Annotated in this window: 20 protein-coding genes, 1 other RNA gene and 1 pseudogene; 6 read left to right on the top strand and 16 right to left on the bottom strand. The window is 57.1% G+C overall.

Annotated elements, in window-relative coordinates; genetic code table 11:
• Nucleotides 1-13 precede the first annotated feature (13 nt).
• Nucleotides 14-1,084, bottom strand: coding sequence for a LacI family DNA-binding transcriptional regulator (locus AA74_RS0114285; protein WP_025912635.1), 1,071 nt, complete (start codon nucleotides 1,082-1,084; stop codon nucleotides 14-16).
• Nucleotides 1,085-1,162: 78 nt separating this feature from the next.
• A complete protein-coding gene (locus AA74_RS0114280; protein ID WP_025912634.1) occupies nucleotides 1,163-1,774 on the bottom strand; it encodes a YitT family protein in 612 nt (203 codons plus the stop codon).
• A gap of 86 nt (nucleotides 1,775-1,860) precedes the next feature.
• Here AA74_RS0114280 and AA74_RS0114275 point away from each other — a divergent pair, with 86 nt between their 5' ends.
• The gene (locus AA74_RS0114275) at nucleotides 1,861-3,282 is read left to right on the top strand and encodes a PLP-dependent aminotransferase family protein (RefSeq protein ID WP_025912633.1); all 1,422 of its coding nucleotides are present in this window, start codon (nucleotides 1,861-1,863) and stop codon (nucleotides 3,280-3,282) included.
• Nucleotides 3,283-3,365: 83 nt separating this feature from the next.
• Here AA74_RS0114275 and AA74_RS0114270 read toward each other — a convergent pair whose 3' ends face one another.
• The 3 genes from AA74_RS0114270 to ffs form a co-directional block, all read right to left on the bottom strand.
• Entirely contained in the window at nucleotides 3,366-3,581 is a 216-nt protein-coding gene (locus AA74_RS0114270) for a hypothetical protein (RefSeq protein WP_008503298.1), read from the bottom strand.
• Nucleotides 3,578-3,829: a hypothetical protein gene (locus tag AA74_RS0114265; protein ID WP_025912632.1), complete on the bottom strand. Its 252-nt coding sequence runs from the start codon at nucleotides 3,827-3,829 to the stop codon at nucleotides 3,578-3,580. Before AA74_RS0114265 ends, AA74_RS0114270 begins: the two co-directional genes overlap by 4 nt.
• A gap of 261 nt (nucleotides 3,830-4,090) precedes the next feature.
• Nucleotides 4,091-4,187, bottom strand: an RNA gene (ffs, locus tag AA74_RS1000000122975) — signal recognition particle sRNA small type.
• Nucleotides 4,188-4,271: 84 nt separating this feature from the next.
• Between ffs and AA74_RS0114260 the strand changes: the two are divergent.
• A pseudogene (locus AA74_RS0114260) lies at nucleotides 4,272-4,669 on the top strand (MGMT family protein).
• A gap of 32 nt (nucleotides 4,670-4,701) precedes the next feature.
• Here AA74_RS0114260 and AA74_RS0114255 read toward each other — a convergent pair.
• Nucleotides 4,702-5,229 (bottom strand): YbaY family lipoprotein, encoded by a 528-nt coding sequence (locus AA74_RS0114255; RefSeq protein WP_008503301.1) that lies wholly within the window; start codon nucleotides 5,227-5,229, stop codon nucleotides 4,702-4,704.
• A 203-nt stretch (nucleotides 5,230-5,432) separates the two neighbouring features.
• Here AA74_RS0114255 and tesB point away from each other — a divergent pair, with 203 nt between their 5' ends.
• Nucleotides 5,433-6,293 carry an acyl-CoA thioesterase II gene (gene tesB / locus AA74_RS0114250; protein WP_023293157.1) on the top strand — a complete coding sequence of 287 codons (861 nt, stop codon included), beginning with the start codon at nucleotides 5,433-5,435 and terminating at the stop codon, nucleotides 6,291-6,293.
• Between the two features lie 94 nt (nucleotides 6,294-6,387).
• Here the strand turns inward: tesB and amtB are convergent, their stop codons facing one another.
• From amtB to AA74_RS0114225, 5 genes are all read right to left on the bottom strand, one after another.
• The gene (amtB, locus tag AA74_RS0114245) at nucleotides 6,388-7,677 is read right to left on the bottom strand and encodes an ammonium transporter AmtB (protein WP_008503303.1); all 1,290 of its coding nucleotides are present in this window, start codon (nucleotides 7,675-7,677) and stop codon (nucleotides 6,388-6,390) included.
• Nucleotides 7,678-7,712: 35 nt separating this feature from the next.
• Nucleotides 7,713-8,051 (bottom strand): P-II family nitrogen regulator, encoded by a 339-nt coding sequence (glnK, locus tag AA74_RS0114240; protein ID WP_008503304.1) that lies wholly within the window; start codon nucleotides 8,049-8,051, stop codon nucleotides 7,713-7,715.
• 220 nt (nucleotides 8,052-8,271) lie between these two features.
• Complete coding sequence (locus AA74_RS0114235; RefSeq protein ID WP_025912631.1) at nucleotides 8,272-10,053, bottom strand: SmdB family multidrug efflux ABC transporter permease/ATP-binding protein; 1,782 nt, start codon at nucleotides 10,051-10,053, stop codon at nucleotides 8,272-8,274.
• Entirely contained in the window at nucleotides 10,046-11,818 is a 1,773-nt protein-coding gene (locus AA74_RS0114230) for a SmdA family multidrug ABC transporter permease/ATP-binding protein (RefSeq protein WP_025912630.1), read from the bottom strand. Before AA74_RS0114230 ends, AA74_RS0114235 begins: the two co-directional genes overlap by 8 nt.
• Before the next feature lie 30 nt (nucleotides 11,819-11,848).
• Nucleotides 11,849-12,307, bottom strand: coding sequence for an Lrp/AsnC family transcriptional regulator (locus AA74_RS0114225; protein ID WP_008503307.1), 459 nt, complete (start codon nucleotides 12,305-12,307; stop codon nucleotides 11,849-11,851).
• 115 nt (nucleotides 12,308-12,422) lie between these two features.
• Here AA74_RS0114225 and AA74_RS0114220 point away from each other — a divergent pair, with 115 nt between their 5' ends.
• Complete coding sequence (locus AA74_RS0114220; protein ID WP_008503308.1) at nucleotides 12,423-13,469, top strand: PLP-dependent cysteine synthase family protein; 1,047 nt, start codon at nucleotides 12,423-12,425, stop codon at nucleotides 13,467-13,469.
• A gap of 40 nt (nucleotides 13,470-13,509) precedes the next feature.
• Here the strand turns inward: AA74_RS0114220 and cof are convergent, their stop codons facing one another.
• On the bottom strand, nucleotides 13,510-14,328 hold the full coding sequence (cof, locus tag AA74_RS0114215) for an HMP-PP phosphatase (RefSeq protein ID WP_025912629.1): 819 nt from the start codon (nucleotides 14,326-14,328) through the stop codon (nucleotides 13,510-13,512).
• A 101-nt stretch (nucleotides 14,329-14,429) separates the two neighbouring features.
• Here cof and AA74_RS0114210 point away from each other — a divergent pair, with 101 nt between their 5' ends.
• Nucleotides 14,430-16,130: an SgrR family transcriptional regulator gene (locus AA74_RS0114210; RefSeq protein ID WP_025912628.1), complete on the top strand. Its 1,701-nt coding sequence runs from the start codon at nucleotides 14,430-14,432 to the stop codon at nucleotides 16,128-16,130.
• Nucleotides 16,131-16,196: 66 nt separating this feature from the next.
• On the top strand, nucleotides 16,197-16,892 hold the full coding sequence (gene queC / locus AA74_RS0114205; protein ID WP_025912627.1) for a 7-cyano-7-deazaguanine synthase QueC: 696 nt from the start codon (nucleotides 16,197-16,199) through the stop codon (nucleotides 16,890-16,892).
• A gap of 61 nt (nucleotides 16,893-16,953) precedes the next feature.
• Here the strand turns inward: queC and AA74_RS0114200 are convergent, their stop codons facing one another.
• From AA74_RS0114200 to hupB, 4 genes are all read right to left on the bottom strand, one after another.
• Complete coding sequence (locus tag AA74_RS0114200; protein WP_021241651.1) at nucleotides 16,954-17,352, bottom strand: YbgC/FadM family acyl-CoA thioesterase; 399 nt, start codon at nucleotides 17,350-17,352, stop codon at nucleotides 16,954-16,956.
• Between the two features lie 99 nt (nucleotides 17,353-17,451).
• Complete coding sequence (locus AA74_RS0114195) at nucleotides 17,452-17,832, bottom strand: helix-hairpin-helix domain-containing protein (RefSeq protein ID WP_025912626.1); 381 nt, start codon at nucleotides 17,830-17,832, stop codon at nucleotides 17,452-17,454.
• 148 nt (nucleotides 17,833-17,980) lie between these two features.
• The gene (gene ppiD / locus AA74_RS0114190; protein ID WP_023326792.1) at nucleotides 17,981-19,852 is read right to left on the bottom strand and encodes a peptidylprolyl isomerase; all 1,872 of its coding nucleotides are present in this window, start codon (nucleotides 19,850-19,852) and stop codon (nucleotides 17,981-17,983) included.
• A gap of 212 nt (nucleotides 19,853-20,064) precedes the next feature.
• Nucleotides 20,065-20,337, bottom strand: a complete 273-nt coding sequence (gene hupB, locus AA74_RS0114185; protein WP_002444653.1) for a nucleoid-associated protein HU-beta — start codon at nucleotides 20,335-20,337, stop codon at nucleotides 20,065-20,067.
• Nucleotides 20,338-20,456: the final 119 nt, after the last annotated feature.

Below are 20,456 nucleotides of genomic sequence, written 5' to 3'. Positions count from 1 at the left end.
GATCACAAAAGTCTTATTTGCGGACAAGCTGCTCGGCCAGGAGAGCCAGGCTTCTGAGCTGCTGCGCCAGATCCTCGCGTTCGGCCTGCTGCGGCGCGCGGCGCGCGCTGGAATGGCGGGTAACCAGCGTCACCGGCAGCTGAACCTGCCAGCACGTCTCGCCTTCGGTGGGCGCCAGCAGCCACTCCACGCTGCGCTCGCCCGCCTCGCGAAATGCCTGGCGAATGGTCGTCAGCGGCGGGGAAAACCAGGCGCTGTCAGCCGTATCGTCGAACCCGACCACCGACATCTGACCTGGAATCGCGATCCCCTTTTCCGCGCAGGCGCGCATTACCCCCAGCGCCATTTGATCGTTCGCCACCAGAATGGCATCCGGCAATGCGGTACCCGACAGCAGCACATGTCCTTTCTCATAACCGCTGGCCGCGCTCCAGTCTCCGTAGGCCACCGCAGCGGCTTTATGCCCCGCGCGGGCCAGAGCCGCTTTCCACCCCGCCAGACGCGCCCGAGCAGAGATCGAGCTTTCCGGCCCGCTCAGCAGGGCAATGCGCTGATGCCCCAGCGACAGCAGGTGCTCAACGCCCAGATGCGCGCCCTGCCCGGCGTTAAACACAAGACTGTTTACATGTGCTGAAGGCGAGACATCAAGAAAAAGCACCGGAACGGGCGACGCCAGCGCCCTCAGCTGTTCGGCGTGTTCATCATCAAGCGGAACATTCACCAGCAGCGCGTCCACCCGCTGTGCCAGCAGCGCCTGAAGCGCGGCCTGACACTGCTGCGGTTGCTCCACCATGGAGATAAGGACGCTCGCCCCCTGTTCCGCCGCCCGGGATTTTACCGCCGACACAATTTGCGAGGGCGCATGCAGGGCCAGATCGATGGTGATGAGTCCCAGCGTGCGGGTGCGTTTACCCGCCAGCTGCTGTGCCCGCAGGTTAGGCACGTAGTGCAGCTCCGCCATCGCCTGCTGCACCTTTTCCCGGGTACGGGCAGACACATGCTCCGCGTCGTTAATGACGCGAGAGACGGTCTGATAAGAAACCCCCGCAAGGAGGGCGACATCATAGAGAGTGATAGCTTTCATGCATTGTGGCATCGCGTGAGTCGTGGCCCATTATTGTGGCACAGCGACGCCGTTAAAACATGTGAGCGCTTCGCAAAATTAAACAACCCGTTCCGGCTGCGCAATTTCAGCAACGCTCGGCTTCTGGCGGAACCAGGGCAGACAGAGCTGGATAAGTGGGCCAATGGTCAGGGCGTATACTACCGTTCCCACCCCAAACGTGCCGCCAAGCACGCACCCAATCAGCAGGACGGACACCTCAATAGAGGTACGCACGCTGCGAATGGACCACCCCAGCCGGGCATGAATGCCGGTCATCAGGCCGTCGCGCGGGCCAGGCCCAAAACCGGCGCCAATGTACATGCTGGTCGCAATCGCGTTCATCACGATACCCGACACCAGGAAAGCGATGCGCACAGGTAACGAGTCCAGTTCCGGGATAAGCGCCATGCTGGCATCCGCCGCCAGACCGATACAAATCACGTTGCTGATGGTGCCCAGGCCCGGCATCTGGCGCAGGGGGATCCACAGCAGCAGCACCGCAGCACCGGTTAAAATGATCACCGTTCCGATAGTCATTCCCAGCTGTAACCCCACCCCAAGGTGAAATACATCCCAGGGATCGACACCCAAATCGGAACGAATAAACATCGCGGTGGACAGGCCATACAGTCCTAAACCGACATAGAGTTGTAGCAGACGACGTACCATTTTTATCTTCTCCAGTGAACCAGGCTTTCATCCTGACCTAAAATGGCACTATGATTAATGTCCAGTTTTCAAATAGTGGACTGCATATGTCGTCACGTCGCTTCGGAAGCCAGTCTCTGGTACGCCTTTTAGGCCACTGGCAGCAAACCTCATCCCGCACGCCGCTCTGGCGACAGCTGGCCGATGCGCTGCGCCTGTTAATCCTTGACGGACGTCTGGCATTGAATACACGGCTACCGGGGGAGCGCGAGCTGGCCACGGCGCTGGACGTGAGCCGGACCACCATCAGCAGCGCCCTCGCCCATCTGCGCGAGGAGGGATATCTTGAAAGCCGCCACGGCAGCGGGTCACGCGTGATCCTCCCGGATACGCGCGCCGTTCCCACGCTTTCCGCGGCGAGTGCCGCACTGGATCTCTCCACTGCCGCCCTCAATGCCGGGCCGGAAATCCACCAGGCGTATACCCACGCGCTCACGGCCATTACGCAGCACCTCGCGCTGACGGGTTACGATCAGCTAGGGCTCCCGACGCTGCGGGAGGCCATCGCTGCGCGCTACACCGCGCGGGGTCTTCCCACCCGCGCGGACGAAGTAATGGTGGTCAATGGCGCCGTCAGCGGCTTCGCGCTGGTCCTGCGGATGATGACCGGGCCGGGAGATCGCGTCGTGGTCGATCACCCCACCTATCCGCTGGCGATTGCCGCCATTCAGGGCGCGCAGTGTCGGCCCGTGGGGGTGTCGCTGCCGGAAACGGGCTGGGATACGGACGGTTTCGCCGCCACGCTTGCCCAAACCGCGCCGCGCCTGGCGTACCTGATGCCTGATTTTCATAACCCCACCGGGCGCTGCATGGATGTCGCGACCCGTCAGGCCATTACCGATATTGCTGCGCAAACCCGTACGACGCTGGTGGTGGATGAAACGATGGTGGATCTCTGGTTTGACGCCCCTCCTCCGCCCCCGCTGGCCTCCTTTAACCCGCAGGCCACCGTCATCACCTTAGGTTCTGCCGGAAAAAGCTTCTGGGGCGGGCTGCGTCTCGGCTGGATCCGCGCGTCCTCGCGCACGATCGCCACGCTTGCCCAGACGCGCGATACGCTGGATTTAGGCTCGCCGCTGCTGGAACAGCTAGCGGCGCTGTGGCTCATCAACAACAGCGAGACGTTTCTACCCGCACGCCGCAAAATGCTGGCGGAACGACGCGATCGATGCGGTGAACTGCTGCGTGAACATTTCCCGGAGTGGACATTCCATGAAGCAGAGGGCGGGCTCTCATACTGGATTGAGCTCCCCGGCATGCTGGCGACGCAGCTTGCCGCGCGGGCTGAGATTCTGGGGATAAATCTGGGGACCGGTACGCGGTTTGGTTTATCGGGTGCGTTTGACCGCTATTTGCGGATGCCCTTCTCGCTCGAGCCGACAGAACTTGAACAGGCGCTGCTGAGGATTAAACCGTTATGGCTCGCCCTGAATAAAAACGTGCCACCTGTAAAACGCAGCGTGATTTAATAGCAAAAAGTTTGAAGCCGATCATAAAAAATAAAAACTGCTGACTGTCATGGATACAGTCAGCAGTTTTCACCAGTCCGGAATTAATGCTGAGCAGGAATAGGAAACCCTTTAAGTGAAATAACGAAGTTTTCACCGTCTTTCTTTATTTTTGCGCCAGTATCACACCAGTCAGACGCAATACGAAAGAACTCATCACTTCCGACATTCCAGCCAAGACGTACATGCTTCACGTAGCCTGAACGCAACAAATCGCAGGCCTCTTTGTAGTCACTGGCAGTTGACAGTTGTTGTTTCATTTTCTCTTCTTCAGAAGTTTACGTAGAGCCTTGATTTCTTTAGGAGTAAATGGAGAAATATTCTCTTCTTCCGTATGCTGATTATCAATATCCTCTTCCGATACTCCCGCCTCTTCTACTGCCTCGAACGCCAGCAGCAGCAGTTTCTCTGTCGTCACGCTTAAATTCTCGTTATTCACTTCCGCATAGTGGCGAAGCCTTTCTTTTAGCGCGTCATCAATCTTAACGTTTAATACCGCTGTAGCCATGTTTGTCACTTCCCTTCGGAATAAGTACTTTATTTAATACACGAAGTTAACAATGTTATCCAGATATATATTTTTTTGAGTTATGCCAGAAAATAGACGGCCAAGGATAAAATGCCCGACTATTATTACAAGTTTATGACATTAATATTTCAGCGCGATGAAATATATATTACACGCTATAGGCATAATCTTATTAGGGAATAACGTCAGGGAAGAGGCAAAAATCAGGGAAGAACGCAGAGGCTCAGAAATGGGTGGGGGCCCTGCCAGCTACATCCCGGCACACACGTCGTCTGCCCTGGCTGCTTCCTTCCGGACCTGACCTGGTGAACAGAGTAGCGTTGCGGGAGAACCAACAGAGCCCCCATTGAGAGCGTTGATAACCAACGCGCTGGCGCATTATCCCTGTGCGAAGGCCCAATTGCAAGCCGCCAGGAACCGGATGCTGGTTTCTTGCGCAAACAGGCGCAGCAATCAGGGCGATCTTCGTTTACCATGGCTCTCCAGAAACTCCCCGCAGGTGAAGGTATGGACGAGCAGGACTCTTTTCCACAGCGCGTATGGCAAATCGTGGCTTCAATCCCGGAAGGCTATGTCACCACCTATGGTGATGTCGCGCGCCTGGCCGGTTCCCCGCGCGCGGCGCGACAGGTTGGAGGCGTCCTGAAACGACTGCCGGAAGGCAGTACGCTGCCCTGGCATCGGGTGGTGAACCGTCATGGTGCCATCTCACTCACCGGGCCGGATCTCCAGCGTCAGCGTCAGGCGTTACTTTCAGAAGGGGTGCAGGTGTCAGGGTCGGGTCAGATCGATTTGCAGAAGTACCGGTGGGTGTACTGACCCCTCTCCCGAAGGAGAGGGGAATAACCCTATTACATCTGCGTCGGTGGGGTTGGCAGAGACGGCTGATTGGTTTGCGGTGCGACCGGCACTTCGGTCTGCTGTACTGGCACCAGGTTCAGGTCGATTTTGGTTCCACCGTTGTTAATCGCTTCCTGGACCGTATCGGTGATAAACACCAGCTTACCGTTGATGGTGACCGCTGCGCTCAGCAGAATACGGGCATTAGGCTGCACGTCCGATGGGTTATACGGCAACACGAAGCTAAACGGCGCCTGTTTGCCTTCAGTACGGACGGCACGCTGGGCCACGACTTTCGACGGCGCGTCGGCCAGGGAAGCATCAGACAGCGTCACCGTTAATACCGCATCCGGCGGCAACGCAACTTTCTGTTTAATCCAGATGGTACCGGAAACGTTAGGCTGCTGAATGGACTGCTGCGAAAGGGTATTAATCCCGTTCGGGTCAGCTGCTGGCACTGGCACCTGGGCGCTCTTACCGGCACAGGCGGACAACGCCACCGCAATCGCTACACCACTTAGCATAGGCACGAGTTTCATTGAAGTCTCCTTATCATCAATGCACCAGCGGGATCGATCCCATCCGATGTCGTTTCAATCACATAACGTTTTTAAGTGTGGCACAACTCACTGATTAATGCCTGAAATCATCCCGATATTCAGATTATTCTACCCATCGGACCACTTTCATTTCTGCGTTATACTCTGCCTATCTTTCGCTACGGCGTTTATTGAGGACAACTATGAGTCAGGCACTGAACAATCTGCTGACATTACTGAATCTGGAAAAAATTGAGGAAGGACTCTTTCGCGGACAGAGCGAAGATTTAGGCTTACGCCAGGTCTTCGGTGGGCAAGTCGTTGGACAAGCGCTGTACGCTGCAAAGGAGACTGTCCCGGCAGACCGTCTGGTGCATTCATTCCACAGCTACTTTTTACGCCCTGGCGATAGCGCCAAACCCATCGTGTATGACGTTGAAGTTCTGCGAGACGGCAACAGCTTCAGCGCGCGCCGCGTCGCGGCCATCCAGAACGGTAAGCCGATCTTTTACATGACCGCCTCTTTCCAGGCACCGGAGCCGGGCTACGAGCATCAGAAGGTCATGCCCCCTGCCCCCTCGCCGGACGATCTTAAATCGGAAACGGATATCGCTCGCGCATTGGCGCATCTGCTGCCGCCGCAGGTTAAAGAGAAGTTTCTCTGCGATAAGCCGCTTGAGATCCGCCCCGTCGAGTTCCACAACCCGATGAAGGGCCACACCGCCGAGCCAAAGCGTCAGGTGTGGATCCGCGCCAACGGCACCGTGCCGGAAGATTTCCGCGTCCATCAGTATCTGCTGGGCTATGCGTCTGACTTCAACTTCCTGCCGGTGGCGCTGCAGCCGCACGGCGTCGGATTCCTCGAAAAAGGGATGCAGGTCGCGACGATCGATCACTCGATGTGGTTCCACCGTCCCTTCAACATGAACGAGTGGCTGCTCTACAGCGTGGAGAGTACGTCGGCATCCAGCGCCCGCGGGTTTGTGCGTGGGGAGTTTTATACTCAGGACGGCGTGCTGGTCGCTTCAACGGTGCAGGAAGGGGTGATGCGTAACAGAGGTTGATGTAAAAGCCCGGTGGCGCGATGCTTACCGGGCCTACGTTTTGTGCTGTTGTAGGCCGGGTAAGGCGAAGCCGCCACCCGGCAAGACACTCAGATCATGCGTTATACGCATTCTCGCCGTGGCTGTTCACATCCAGACCTTCGCGCTCCTGCTCTTCCGGTACGCGCAGACCGACCGTCATGTCCGCCAGCTTGTAGCCGATGAAAGCGACGACTGCAGACCACACCACGGTGATAGCGATACTTTCCAGTTGCACCAGCACCTGATGAACCATAGTGACGCCTTCTGCGTAGCCCACGCCACCGAGCGATTTCGCCGCGAAGATACCGGTCATGATACAGCCGACAATCCCGCACACGCCGTGCACGCCGAACACATCGCAAGGGTCATCCACGCGCAGAACTCGTTTCAGTGCGGTGACGCCCCACAGACCCGCCAGACCCGACACCAGGCCGACCAGCAGCGCACCGCCGACACCGACATAACCACACGCAGGGGTGATACCAACCAGACCGGCAATCGCACCTGAACAGGCACCCAGCAGAGAAGGTTTCCCGCGTACCGCCCACTCGCCAAACACCCAGGAGAGGATTGCACCCGCCGTGGCTACAACGGTGTTCACGAAGGCCAGCGCGGCGATTTCGTTCGCGGCACTGGCTGAGCCGGCGTTGAAGCCAAACCAGCCAAAGTAGAGGATCGCAGTACCGGTAAAGACCATCGGCAGGTTGTGCGGTTTGAACGCCTCTTTACCGAAGCCCACGCGTTTGCCTATCAGATAAGCACCCACCAGACCCGCGACCGCGGCGTTAATGTGGACAACGGTACCGCCCGCGAAGTCCAGCGCGCCGTGCGTGGCCAGCAGACCACCGCCCCAGACCATGTGCGCAATCGGCACATAGGAGAGCGTCAGCCAGACCACCACGAAGATCAGGACCGCAGAGAAACGAATGCGCTCGGCGAGCGCGCCCACAATCAGCCCGACGGTAATGCAGGCGAACGAGCCCTGGAACGCCACGTGAATATACTGATAGAAGCTGCCCATCAGCGCGGTCAGTTCAATGTTTTTCAGCATCACCCAGTCGAAGTTACCAAAGAACGCGTTACCCGTGCCGAACGCCAGAGAGTAACCGTAAACCACCCAAAGCACGCAGACCAGTGCAAACGTCACGGCAACCTGCGTCAGCATGGAGAGAACGTTTTTGCCACGGATCAGACCGCCGTAGAACAGCGCAATGCCCGGAATGGACATGAACAGCACCAGCGCGGTGCTGATCATCATAAAGGCGTTATCGGCTTTGTCGGCCACCGCAGGGGCAGCAGCCAGCGCCAGGCCCGGCAGCAGCGCCAGCGAACCCAGACCCGTTTTAAGTGTTGCTATCTTCATTTTCTCGATCCCTATCACTGTGTGCCAGGCGTTAATTACAGTGCCGCTTCGTCAGATTCGCCGGTACGGATGCGAATGACGCGCTGCAGTTCGGCAACGAAAATTTTGCCGTCGCCAATTTTGCCGGTGTAGGCCGCTTTGCTAATGACATCAATGACTTCATCAAGCTGATCGTCAGCAATCGCGACATCAATTTTTACTTTTGGCAGAAAGTTAACGCTGTATTCCGCCCCGCGATAAAGCTCGGCATGACCCTTCTGACGACCAAAGCCTTTCACTTCGGTGACAGTCAGTCCCTGAATACCCATTGAAGACAATGCTTCACGCACGTCTTCGAGTTTGAATGGTTTGATTACAACCGTAACCAGCTTCATAGATCCCCTCCAGTCAGAATTCGGTAATGGCCGCAGCTTACGCGGAAGGTATTGCAAGGGATGTGCCAGAAATGAAAACGTGAGGGAATCGCGGTGCGATGTGCGTTACACGGTTCTGATAAATGAACCGGTGAAAAAAAACGCACCATGCCGGTGCAGGGTGCGTTTCAGTTTTGCACCAACAGGAATGACTGTTAGCGCGGCGCCTCATTTTAGTGCATCAGGCGCTAAGGGACTCTTCATCACGCACGCTGGCGGCCAGCTCTTCGCCCGCCAGCTGCAGCTGGTACATCTGCCAGTAGCGCCCTTGTGCTTCCAGCAGCTCGCGGTGCGTACCGCGCTCCACGGCCTGTCCGCGATGCAGCACCAGAATCGTGTCCGCGTCGACGATGGTGGAGAGCCGGTGAGCAATCACCACCAGCGTCGTGTGGTCGCGTACGGCGGCCAGCGCCTGCTGAATCGCCTGCTCGGTTCCAGAATCTATGCTGGCCGTGGCTTCGTCCAGAATCAGCACCTGCGGCGTTTCAATCAGGACGCGCGCCAGCGCCAGGAGCTGTTTTTGCCCCACGGAGAGATTGTTGCCCTGCTCGCCCAGCTTCGTGTTGATCCCGTCGCTGAACCCGCGCGCCAGCTCTGCCAGCTGCACCGTTTCCAGTACCGCCCAAACCTGCGCTTCTGAATAGTCCCGTCCCAGGGTTACGTTGGCGTAGAAGGTATCGGCCAGCACGACCGGATCCTGCTGCACCATCGCAACGCCTTTGCGTAACACCGTGTGGCTAAGCGACGCGAGCGGACGTCCGTCGAGGCGGATTTCGCCTTGCGTGACCGGATAGTAGCCCATCAGCAGGCTGGCGAGCGTGCTTTTACCGCTGCCGGTATGGCCCACCAGCGCGACGAAACCGCGTGACGGCACATCGAGCATAATCTCCTGCAACACCAGACGGTCTTCGCGATAGGCAAATGAGACGTTATCAAAGGTGATAGCCCCGCTTTGCAGAGGTCGCTCGTCATTGCCGTAGGCCTGGCGCGGCCTGTCCATCAGCTCAAAGACGCGCTCACCGGCGACAACCGCCTGTTGCAGCATCGATTGCTGCGTAGTGAGTTCGATCAGCGGCTCGTTAAGGCGTCCCAGATAGCTAATGAAAGCGTACAGCACACCCACTTCAATCGTACCGTTTGCGCTCAGGCCAAAGAGCATCAGCAGCCCGCAAAGCACCAGCGCCGAGAACAGGCTCAGCAGCGGTCGCAGCAGGAAACCGTCCAGGCGCAGCGTCTGCATACGCGCCATATAGTGCGAACGGCTGGCTTCGCCCATGCGCTCGCCAAAGCGCGCCTGCTGGCGGAACTGCTGGATGACGCTCATGCCGTTGATCACTTCGTTGAAGCCATCGTTGATATCGGCCAGATAGGCGCGCACCCGGCGCACAATTGGCGTGCTGTAACGCTGGTAAATCACCATGACGATCAGCACCGCCGGGAAGATGGTGATCGCCACCAGCGCCATGCGCCAGTCGAGGCTGAACATCGCCACCAGCATCGCGCCAATCAGCGCCGCGCTGCGCAGCACGGTTGCCACCACGGTGACGTACAGATCGCGGATCACCTCGGTATCGTTGGTCACGCGCGAAATCACCTGCCCAACCGGCTGGATATCAAACTCGCTGAGCGGCTGGCGAAGCGCCGCGTCCATCACATCGGTACGCAACTGCTGAACCACGCCCACGGCTGCACGGTTAAACAGCAGCGACTGCGCATAGTGCAATCCTGCCGCCATCAGCTGTAAGCCAACGTAGGCCACGCCTAACCCCGCCACCAGCCCGAGCGGCAGGTAGCTTTTGGCGACCATATTGTCGATGAAATAGCTGATGAGCAGCGGTCCGCTCACTTCGGCAATCGCCGCAATCCAGAGTAAAAGCACGGCAACGGAGAGCGGTTTACGCCACGGCGAGCCGTAGGCCAGCAGACGTTTGAGCGTCGGCCACATCGTTCCGAGCTTACGCATTGGCGGCCTCCTCATCCTGCTCCGGCGCATCGTCCAGCGCCGCCTCAAGCTGCTGATAGCGGTACATATCGCGATACCAGCCCGGCTGCTCGGCAAGCGTTTCATGCTGCCCGCGCTGGGCAATATGGCCGTGCTGCAAAACCAGAATTTCGCTGGCTTCGGTAAGCGCTGACAAACGGTGGGCACTGATAATTATCGTGCGTCCGTCGCCCCACTGGCGCAGGTTATGCAGGATCTGATGCTCGGTACGGCCGTCAACGGCGGAGAGCGCATCGTCCAGAATCAGGATTTCCGCATTGAGCAGCAGCGCGCGGGCAATGGAGATACGCTGTTTTTGCCCGCCGGACAGCATGACGCCGCGTTCCCCGACTTCCGTTTCGTAGCCCTGCGGCAGGCGCAAAATGTCATCATGCACGCTGGCTAAACGCGCCACATGCTCGATCTCTTCCTGCGTTGCCGCAGGGCACCCAAGCGCGATGTTGTTCGCCACGGTGTCAGAAAAAAGAAACGGCGTCTGGCTGACAACCGCCAGGCGACCACGCCACTCATCCAGCAGCAGGCTGGTGAGCGGAATATCATGGAAGCGAATATCGCCCTGCGTGACGTCAAAGTGGCGCTGGAGCAGCGAGAGTACGGTACTTTTACCGGAGCCCGTCGGGCCGCAGATGCCGAGCATCTGGCCCGGCTGAAGGGTAAAACTGACGTTCTCCAGTACCGGATGTTCCGTTTGCGGATAGATAAACTTGCGGACGTCGACTTTCATGACGCCGCGTCCTTCCGGCAACGCTTCGCTGCCGTCATTGACCACCGGCGCTTCGGCCAGCATGGCGCGAATACGGCTGTAGGCGGCGCTGCCGCGCTCCACGATGTTAAACATCCAGGCCAGCGCCAGCATCGGCCAGATCATCAGCCCCAGATACATGGCAAAGCTGGTCAACTGGCCCAGGGTGAGCGTGCCCTGCACCACCATCCAGCTCCCGCCGCCAATCGCCAGCATATTTGCCATGCCAATTGCGATATAAATCGTTGGATCAAATCGCGCGTCAATACGCGCGACGCGCATGTTTTTCGCCCCCGTGTCGGCCGCATCGGCGGCAAACAGCGCGGACTGCCGGTCTTCCAGACCAAACGCTTTGATCATGCGGATGCTGGTCATGCTCTCCTGGGTGCGATCGTTCAGCGACGAAAACGCCGCCTGCGCCAGCTTGAAGCGCTCGTGCAGCTGTTCGCCGTAGCGATTGATCGCCAGCGCCATGAGCGGCATCGGCAGCAGCGCCAGCAGGGTCAGCTGCCAGCTGATCTGCGTGGACATGACGATCAGCACCGCGCAGCCCATTACCAGCGAGTCCACCAGCGTCAGCACCCCTTCCCCGGCGGCAAAGACCACGCGATCGACGTCGTTAGTCGCGCGCGCGATAAGATCCCCGGTGCGATGGCGCAGATAAAATTCGGGATGCTGTCGACTCAGCTGGCGATAAAAATCTTCACGCAGCTCAACGGCCAGCTGATAGGACGCACCAAACAGCAGCACGCGCCAGACGTAGCGCAGCAGATAAACAATGACCGCCGTCAGCACCAGCGTGCCAACCCACATCAACACCCGTGCGGTGGTGTAATGCTGTTCGGTGACGCCATCCACGACGTAGCCCACCACTTTCGGCGGGATCAGCTGCAGGATAGCAATAATAATAAGCAGGGCGACTGCACCGAGGTAGCGTTGCCACTCCCGACGAAAGTACCAGCTTAATTGGGCAAATAATCGCACGCGGTTTGTTCCTGAAGGTATTTTACGAAGTTATTCAATGGGTAATGCTGTGGTGTATTTAATCTGTTCCATGGCGAAGCTTGAGGTGACGTCCGATAACCCCGGCACGCTGTTCACCAGCCGCTTGTAGAAGTCATCATAACGCTTCATGTCGGCCACCTGGACGCGCATCAGGTAATCGTACTCGCCGGCCATACGCCAGAAACCGAGCACTTCGGGCATCTCAGACACCTGGGTAACGAAGCGGCAATACCACTCGCTGCTGTGATGCTGGGTTTTTATCAGCACAAATGCCGTCAACCCAAGCCCCAGTTTTTCAGGATCTAACAGCGCGACGCGCCCCAGAAGAATACCGTCATCTTCCAGCTTCTTAAGCCGCTTCCAGCACGGGGTGGTGGTCAGATTAACGGCATCTGCCAGCGCCTGCAAAGAGAGGGTACAGTCACTTTGCAGCAATGAAAGGAGCTTGCGGTCAATTTTATCTAGCATACCCACCTCACAGAGAAAATTTTTCTCCCTTAATTCTATTTTAAAGGCCAGATAGCAACAATTTTTTCTGTGCTTTTCGCTATGCTAGGCACAAAATGACAAACGGATAACGACGATGAATAGCACCTGGGTTAAACATGCGATCAGCGAAATCAATGCCGACTATCAGCGCTCGGCGGATACGCACCTGATTCGCCTTTCCCTGCCGGGATTTGACGGCATTCAGCTCTATCTGAAAGATGAAAGCACCCATCCTACCGGCAGCCTGAAGCATCGCCTGGCGCGCTCGCTGTTTTTATACGGTTTATGTAACGGCTGGATTAAAGAAGGCACCACCATCATTGAATCCTCTTCCGGTTCAACGGCGGTGTCCGAAGCCTATTTCGCCCGCCTGCTGGGCCTGCCGTTTATTGCGGTGATGCCCTCCTGCACCGCAAAACGCAAAATCGAACAGATCGAATTTTACGGCGGTCGCTGCCACTTTGTGGAAAGCGCCTGCGAAATCTACGCCGCCTCCGAAATGCTGGCCCGTGAGCTGAACGGCCACTATATGGACCAGTTCACCTTCGCCGAGCGCGCGACGGACTGGCGCGGTAATAACAACATTGCCGACAGTATCTTCCGCCAGATGACCCACGAACCGCATCCGGTTCCGTCCTACATTGTGATGAGCGCCGGTACCGGCGGTACGTCAGCCACGATCGGACGCTATATCCGCTGTCAGGGTTACGATACCCAGCTGATGGTAGTTGACCCGCAGAACTCCGTGTTCCTCGACTACTGGCAAAACCGCGATGCCGGTCTGCGCAGCCCGGTGGGGAGTAAAATTGAAGGGATTGGCCGTCCGCGCGTCGAGCCCTCTTTCATCCCCGACGTGGTGGACGAGATGATGCGCGTGCCGGATGCCGCCAGCGTGGCAACGGCGCACTGGCTGGAAACGCAGCTGGGCCGCAAAGTGGGCGCCTCGACGGGCACCAATATGTGGGGCGCGCTGCAGCTTGCCGCACGTATGCGCGAAGCGGGACGCACCGGTTCCATCGTCACGCTGCTGTGCGACAGCGGCGAGCGTTATCTCGAGACCTACTACAATGCGGAGTGGGTGCAGGCCAACATCGGTGATATCGCCCCCTGGAAGGCGCAGATTGCTCAACTGCTGAAATAAAAAAAGCCAGACCGAAGTCTGGCTTGCTGGAAGGGTCTCACTATTCGGGGGAATAGGGGAGGTTGTTATTGTCCAGCCAATGCGTCAAAAAATGGGACACTGCTTCATTACGGCAGTGACCGATAACCGGCAGATGGGGAAGTTCTGCTTTCAGCTGCGCCATCGCATTCCCCATGATCAGACCGCGACCTACGCTACCCAGCATTTCGCGGTCGTTCATGGCGTCACCGAACGCCATACACTCCTGCAGCGTTAATCCCAGGTGGTCGCTCAGCACCGCCAGAGCGGAACCTTTGTTGCAGCCCACCGGCAGCACTTCCAGGCAATCCACCGCCGAGAAGGTCAGGTGCGCCCGGTCGCCCAGCGCCTCATTCAGTTGGATCCGTAAGCGACAGAGATCGTCGTGATCGCCGCAGAAGCAGATCTTGGTCACCGCATGGGCGGGGATCCGACGCAGATCGATAAGCTGGTATTTAAAACCGCTATACACATGCGCGTGCAATAATTCCGGGATGTCGCTTCCGGTAAACCAGCCCCGATCGTTAAAGACGTGGATGCTGGCGTGCGTGTCCCAGGTACTGTGCAGCACGATATCCGCCACTTCCGGGTTGAGATCCTGTCGGTACAGCACATCGCCTTCTACAGAGTGAATTCGCGTCCCGTTGCCGGTGATTAGAAAGGCATCGAGGGCAAACGCGCCCAGCAAATGGCGCATTTCCAGAACATGACGCCCGGTGGCAAACGTCAGGGTGACATTACGCTCGTGCAGGCGCTTCAGCGTGTTCAGGGTTTTCTCCCCTAAACGGTGATCCGGCATTAACAGCGTACCGTCCATATCAAATGCAGCGAGCCGAGCCATGATTACTCCCGAAATGTGATGCGGTTAACTTGTGCATCAGTATCGTGTGAGATATACGGAAGTAATAGTGAATAGATGAGAATTATTGTTCCGGGTTTCTTATGCGCCAGCTTAACCGTCTTAACCAGTATCAACGCCTGTGGCAACCTTCCGCTGGCGCGCCGCAGCAGGTAACCGTAAATGAACTTGCCAGCCGCTGCTTTTGTAGCGAGCGACATGTCCGTACTCTGCTGCGTCAGGCCCAGGAGGCGGGCTGGCTGACCTGGCGCGCGCAGTCCGGGCGTGGAAGGCGCGGTGCGCTGTCGTTTCACGTCACTCCGGAATCACTGCGCAATACGATGATGGAAGAAGCGCTAAAAAGCGGGCAGCAGCATAACGCCCTCGAGCTGGCGCAGCTTGCTCCCGAAGATTTGCGTGCGCTGCTGCACCCGTTTTTGGGTGGGCAGTGGCAAAACGACACGCCGACGCTGCGCATCCCCTACTACCGCTCACTGGAGCCGCTTCAGCCGGGCTTTTTACCGGGTCGGGCAGAGCAGCATCTGGCAGGGCAAGTCTTCTCAGGTTTGACGCGATTTCACGGCAACAGCAGTGAGCCGACGGGCGATCTGGCGCATCACTGGGATGTGTCGGATGATGGGCTGCGCTGGCATTTCTACATTCGCTCCACGCTGCACTGGCATAACGGCGATAAAATTGAAACGGCGCATCTCCAGCGGAGCCTGACCGCGCTGTTGACGCTTCCCGCCCTGCGCACCCTGTTTCAGAGCGTCCTCTGTATCGAAACAACGCATCCGCAGTGCCTGACGTTTACGCTGCATCATCCGGACTACTGGCTGCCGCACAGGCTGGCAACCTACTGTAGCCGTCTGGCGCATCCCGACCATTCGACGATTGGCAGCGGCCCCTTTCGGCTGGTCGCCTTTGAACCCGACCTGGTTCGTCTGGAAAGCCATGAGCAGTACCACCTGAGCCATCCGCTGCTCAAAGCCATCGAATACTGGATCACACCCCAGCTTTTTGATCACAGGTTGGGTACCAGCTGCCGTCACCCGGTGCAAATCGCGATTGGTGAGGCCGACGAGCTGGAAAGTCTGCGGCTGGTAAGCAGCAGCACCAGCCTGGGGTTCTGTTACCTCACGCTAAAACAGAGCGCACGCCTGAGTGAGAACCAGGCAAAGCGGCTGATTAATATCATTCATCACTCCAGGCTTCTCCACACGCTTCCGCTAAACGAAGGGCTCATCACCCCCACCGGGGAACTGCTTCCCGGCTGGACAATCCCCGACTGGACTGATTTAACCGATGTTGCCCTGCCTGAAGCACTGACGCTGGTTTACCATCTTCCCGTTGAGCTTCACACCATGGCCAGCCAGTTGAAGACGTACCTGGCGCTACAGGGTTGTGAGCTGACCGTCATCTTTCATGACGCCAAGACGTGGGACGGATGCCAGCAGCTTGCCGAAGCAGACATCATGATGGGCGACAGGCTGATTGGCGAAGCGCCAGCGTATACGCTTGAGCAGTGGCTGCGCTGCGATACGCTTTGGCCACACGTGTTAAGCGCACCGGCGTACGCCCATTTGCAAGCCACGCTGGATGCGGTACAGACTCAGGCCGAAGCTCGGGATCGGCACGCGGGCCTGAAGGCCATTTTTAGCCGATTAATGGAAAATGCGGTGCTGACGCCGCTCTTTAATTATCAGTATCAGATCAGCGCGCCGCCGGGCGTGAATGGGATTCGCCTCAACACCCGCGGCTGGTTTGATTTTACCGAAGCCTGGCTGCCCGCCCCCAAATCGTGAAGAAGCTGGTCGCCGCCACAGGCAGACGGTAACATAACGTTTTTACCGTAACAGTCGAGATGATTTATGAAACGTGCCGTCGTCGTGTTCAGCGGAGGACAAGACTCTACTACCTGCCTGGTCCAGGCTCTTCATCAGTACGATGAGGTTCACTGTGTCACTTTCGATTATGGTCAGCGTCATCGCGCTGAGATCGACGTTGCCCGTGAACTGGCCCTGAAACTGGGCGCACGCGCGCACAAGGTGCTGGACGTTACGCTGTTAAATGAACTGGCCGTGAGTAGCCTCACCCGGGACAGTATTCCCGTCCCGGACTACGAACCCGATGCCAGCGGCATTCCGAATACCTTCGTGCCGGGCCGCAATATTCTGTTCCTCACCCTGACGGCAATTTATGCCTACCAGGTAAAAGCCGAAGCGGTGATCACGGGCGTGTGTGAAACAGACTTCTCCGGCTACCCGGACTGTCGTGATGAGTTCGTGAAGGCGTTAAATCACGCCGTCAATCTGGGGATGGCGAAAGAGACGCGCTTTGAAACCCCGCTGATGTGGCTGGATAAAGCCGAAACCTGGGCGCTGGCCGACTACTGGGGCAAGCTGGACCTGGTTCGCAGCGAAACCCTCACCTGCTACAACGGCATTAAAGGCGACGGTTGCGGCCAGTGCGCCGCCTGTAATCTGCGCGCTAACGGGCTGAACCACTATCTTGCCAATAAAGCCGGCGTGATGGCCGCAATGCAGAAAAAAACCGGGCTTAAATAGGGCGACCTGACCGTGCTGTCGCATAACAGGTGTCGACAGCACGGGTAAGCCTGAACCTGGGTTACACGATCATCAGTTCCAGCTTTTCGCGCAATTCCCCTTCCAGCGGCAGCGCTTTCTGCGTTTTCAGATCGATACAGACAAAGGTGATCAACGCATCAGCCACCACCTGCCCTTCGGGATCGAGCGTAACCACCTGGCTTAACACGCCGCTTTTGCCATTGATCTGCTGCACCTGGCTGGTCACCGTGAGCACATCGCCCAACACGGCAGGGCGACGGTAGTTGATATTAATATTGACGACCACGAACGCGATGTTGTGCGCGGTCATCCACTGAAAGCTTTCGCTGTTTTCCAGCCCGTCCCAGCGCGCTTCCTCAAGAAACTCCAGGTAGCGGGCATTGTTCACATGCTGGTAAACGTCGAGGTGAAAACCGCGTACTTTTATTTTTGTCTGCATAGCGCAATAGCCTTTACTGTTATTGTAGGATGAGAGGTCATAACTGGTATGACCTCTTTATCCTGGCAAAATTTTGCCGCTGTGCAAGTAATTGTGAGATTACAACGTCAGGTGTGCGAGGTTGCGCTCAACCAGCGCGCTCCCCATGCCCGGAACCTGCTTGAGATCGTCGACCGTTTTGAAAGGACCATACTCTTCACGATAGCTTACGATGGCCTGCGCTTTTTTCAGCCCGACGCCATTCATCACGCGGGCCAGCTCTTCCGCAGAGGCCGAATTGATGCTGACTCGCGTACCGTCATCATCCACGTTTTTACCAACGTCAGCCGCTTTGGTTTGCCCCTGCCCCGGCGCTGCGGCGTCGGTCTTACTCTGTACCGCCTGTGGTTTAGCGGCAGGTGTCGCCGCCAGTGCGCCCGCGCTCAGCCCGGTGGTGGCAATAGCCAGCGTAATAAACAGTGCTTTGATTCCACATTTCATGCTGTTATCTCCTTGTTTGTAGACAGCCACGTCACGATAGCCGCCCGATAAAAGAGGCACAAACAGCAGAGTGCAGAAATGGAAAAGGCCGCGAAAGCGGCCTTTAATTATTGCAGAGCGTTGCGAAAATCTGCGAGCAGATACGTAATTATTGCTGCTGAGTAATGATATCGCCCAGCTTAATTTTGGCCTCTTTACGCAAGTTGCTCATCATGGCTTCGAAGGCAATCTGGGCATTGTTCTGGGTAATCCCCTGGACCATCGCCTTCTTCTGCGCGTCTGGCAGAGTGCCGGCTTTCACTTCATCCAGCGCCAGCAGAACGACGTTACCCTGCATATCGGTAGTGGTGCCGAAGCTTGGCTTGTCTTTCGCCGGCAGAGTCAGGCCAAACGCGGCCTGGCTGATAGGGTCCTGACCGGTACGGCTCAGCGTTTTCGCTTCACCGAAGCTCAGGCCAGCCGCTTTCAGCGCGTCCTGTTTACCCGCTTTCAGATCGGCCAGAATCTTCTCAGCATCCAGTTTCGCCTGCTGTTCCGCTTTGTTGTGCTTAACCTGAGCGACGACCTGATCCTTCACTTCCGCCAGCGGTTTGACCGCTTCTGGCTTGTGCTCGCTGACGCGCAACACAAACGCACGATCGCCATCGACGGTAATGATGTCTGAGTTACTGCCCGGCGTGCCGTTCTCACCAACCAGACCACCGTTGAAGATGGCATCAGAAACCGGTTTGAAGTTCAGCTCTTCCGGCAGGTTGTCACGACCAAACCAGCCCGTCTCAACCGCTTTCACCCCAGCCGCCTGCTCGGCACCCGCCAGAGATTCGTTGTCGTTGCTGGCAGCATCACTCACTTTCTGCTGCAGCGCATAGTAGGCATCCAGCGCTTTTTCCTGCTTCACTTTTGCCGCGATATCGTCACGAACCTCAGCCAGCGGCTTGGTTTTCGCCGCGGTGATGTCGTCCAGACGCACGACCAGGAAACCTACGGATGATTTAATGACGCCAGACAGTTGGCCTTTCTCTTTCAGACCGGCATTTTTCAGCTCGTCCGGCGTGGTCGCGTCTTCCAGCCAGCCCATATCGCCGCCGTTTTTCGCAGAGATAATGTCGGTGGATTTCGCTTTCGCGACGGTCGCAAAATCAGCGCCTTTGTTCAGCTCATCCAGTACCGCTTTGGCATCCGCCTCGGTTTTGGTCTGAATCACGCTGTAGCGGTTACGCTGCGGCTGTGTGAACTGATCCTGATGTTGGTCGTAGTAAGACTGGATTTCCGCGTCAGACGCGCTTTCCTGCAGCGCAGCCGCATCCAGCTTGATGTAGCTCACGCGGAACTGTTCTGGAGAAACAAAGGTATTCTTGTTCTGCTCGTACCAGGCGTTAATGTCAGCGTCGCTTACCTGCTGTTTCGCCGCCAGGGCGTTAACATCAATGGTCGCTTCACGTACAACGCGCTGCTGCGCCACCAGCGCAGCCAGTTCATCCGTTTCGCCTTTGAGCATGAAATCGGTGCCAACAACGGCATTGATGAGCTGCTGGGTGGTCAGTTGGTTACGCAGCGCCTGCGCGTACTGATCGGCCGTCATCCCCATCTGGTTGACGATGCTGTTGTAACGCGCGTTGTCGAATTTACCGTTAGACTGGAAGGCTTGCGTGGAGAAGATGGCTTTTTTCACCTGCTCATCGCTAATGCCAAGGCCGAGTTTTTTGGCATACTGATCCAGCAGCGCTTCGTCGATAAGACGGTTCAGCGTCTGCTGACGCAGGGTCTTCATATACCCTTCGTTTGCTGCCAGTTCAGAGAATTGGTCGCCCAGCTGTTGCTGCATACGGTTACGTTCACCGGCAAAAGCATTCTCGAACTGGCCGCGGCTGATCTCCTGGCCATTCACTTTTGCGGCATAGTTCGCGCCACCGCCAATAAGGTAACTGCTCACGCCGGTCAATATGAACGACACGATAATGATACCGAAAATAATCTTGAGCACGAGACTGTTAGCAGCCGTGCGTAAGCTGTCCATCATGGTGTAACAACACTCCGCTGTAGGTGACTGGTTACCTGACGCTGACGGAAAATCCTGCCCGTCGCGCGTAAAGTCGTATTGTGACAAGAAAACGGGGCGATTGTCAGCCCACAACTCGCATAAACTCGCACAAATCAGGTCTGGACAAACAAAAAAGGCACATCAAAAGATGCGCCCTTGTACTATCCGGCTTCCCTGAAACGGGAAAGCAATCAGTTTACTGCGTCTTTCAGCGCTTTACCTGCACGGAAACCCGGCACTTTAGCGGCAGCAATGGTGATCTCTTTACCGGTCTGAGGGTTGCGGCCAGTACGGGCAGCACGCTCTTTAACAGCAAAAGTACCGAAGCCTACCAGTGCAACGTCGTCCCCAGCCTGCAGAGATTCAGTAACAGAAGCAATTAATGCATCTAACGCACGTCCAGCTGCAGCTTTAGAAATATCAGCACCAGCAGCAATTTTGTCAATCAGTTGAGATTTATTCACTGTTCTCTTCCTCTCTTTATAATTTATATCGCGCCTGAATCCTTCACAACGCGACCGCGCAGCAGTTATATCAGGCCTGCCATGACCTTACAACACCCGTTGTTGATGGCTGACCTAAT

Origin of the sequence: Enterobacter sp. 5-4 (genome assembly GCF_000612205.1) — a bacterium.
Taxonomy (GTDB): domain Bacteria; phylum Pseudomonadota; class Gammaproteobacteria; order Enterobacterales; family Enterobacteriaceae; genus Enterobacter; species Enterobacter roggenkampii.
The sequence above is the reverse complement of the archived record's forward strand: the minus strand, read 5'-3'. Positions and strand labels throughout refer to the sequence as shown.

What these genes read in the sequence shown, in the direction of transcription:
- tesB (WP_023293157.1), top strand. Translation starts at nt 5,433, where the DNA reads ATGAGTCAGGCACTGAACAATCTGCTGACATTACTGAATCTGGAAAAA.
- ppiD (WP_023326792.1), bottom strand. Translation starts at nt 19,852, where the DNA reads ATGATGGACAGCTTACGCACGGCTGCTAACAGTCTCGTGCTCAAGATT.
- AA74_RS0114195 (WP_025912626.1), bottom strand. Translation starts at nt 17,832, where the DNA reads ATGAAATGTGGAATCAAAGCACTGTTTATTACGCTGGCTATTGCCACC.
- AA74_RS0114235 (WP_025912631.1), bottom strand. Translation starts at nt 10,053, where the DNA reads ATGCGTAAGCTCGGAACGATGTGGCCGACGCTCAAACGTCTGCTGGCC.
- glnK (WP_008503304.1), bottom strand. Translation starts at nt 8,051, where the DNA reads ATGAAGCTGGTTACGGTTGTAATCAAACCATTCAAACTCGAAGACGTG.
- AA74_RS0114210 (WP_025912628.1), top strand. Translation starts at nt 14,430, where the DNA reads ATGCGCCAGCTTAACCGTCTTAACCAGTATCAACGCCTGTGGCAACCT.
- AA74_RS0114225 (WP_008503307.1), bottom strand. Translation starts at nt 12,307, where the DNA reads ATGCTAGATAAAATTGACCGCAAGCTCCTTTCATTGCTGCAAAGTGAC.
- queC (WP_025912627.1), top strand. Translation starts at nt 16,197, where the DNA reads ATGAAACGTGCCGTCGTCGTGTTCAGCGGAGGACAAGACTCTACTACC.
- AA74_RS0114265 (WP_025912632.1), bottom strand. Translation starts at nt 3,829, where the DNA reads ATGGCTACAGCGGTATTAAACGTTAAGATTGATGACGCGCTAAAAGAA.
- AA74_RS0114280 (WP_025912634.1), bottom strand. Translation starts at nt 1,774, where the DNA reads ATGGTACGTCGTCTGCTACAACTCTATGTCGGTTTAGGACTGTATGGC.
- AA74_RS0114270 (WP_008503298.1), bottom strand. Translation starts at nt 3,581, where the DNA reads ATGAAACAACAACTGTCAACTGCCAGTGACTACAAAGAGGCCTGCGAT.
- AA74_RS0114275 (WP_025912633.1), top strand. Translation starts at nt 1,861, where the DNA reads ATGTCGTCACGTCGCTTCGGAAGCCAGTCTCTGGTACGCCTTTTAGGC.
- AA74_RS0114220 (WP_008503308.1), top strand. Translation starts at nt 12,423, where the DNA reads ATGAATAGCACCTGGGTTAAACATGCGATCAGCGAAATCAATGCCGAC.
- AA74_RS0114285 (WP_025912635.1), bottom strand. Translation starts at nt 1,084, where the DNA reads ATGAAAGCTATCACTCTCTATGATGTCGCCCTCCTTGCGGGGGTTTCT.
- cof (WP_025912629.1), bottom strand. Translation starts at nt 14,328, where the DNA reads ATGGCTCGGCTCGCTGCATTTGATATGGACGGTACGCTGTTAATGCCG.
- AA74_RS0114200 (WP_021241651.1), bottom strand. Translation starts at nt 17,352, where the DNA reads ATGCAGACAAAAATAAAAGTACGCGGTTTTCACCTCGACGTTTACCAG.
- amtB (WP_008503303.1), bottom strand. Translation starts at nt 7,677, where the DNA reads ATGAAGATAGCAACACTTAAAACGGGTCTGGGTTCGCTGGCGCTGCTG.
- AA74_RS0114255 (WP_008503301.1), bottom strand. Translation starts at nt 5,229, where the DNA reads ATGAAACTCGTGCCTATGCTAAGTGGTGTAGCGATTGCGGTGGCGTTG.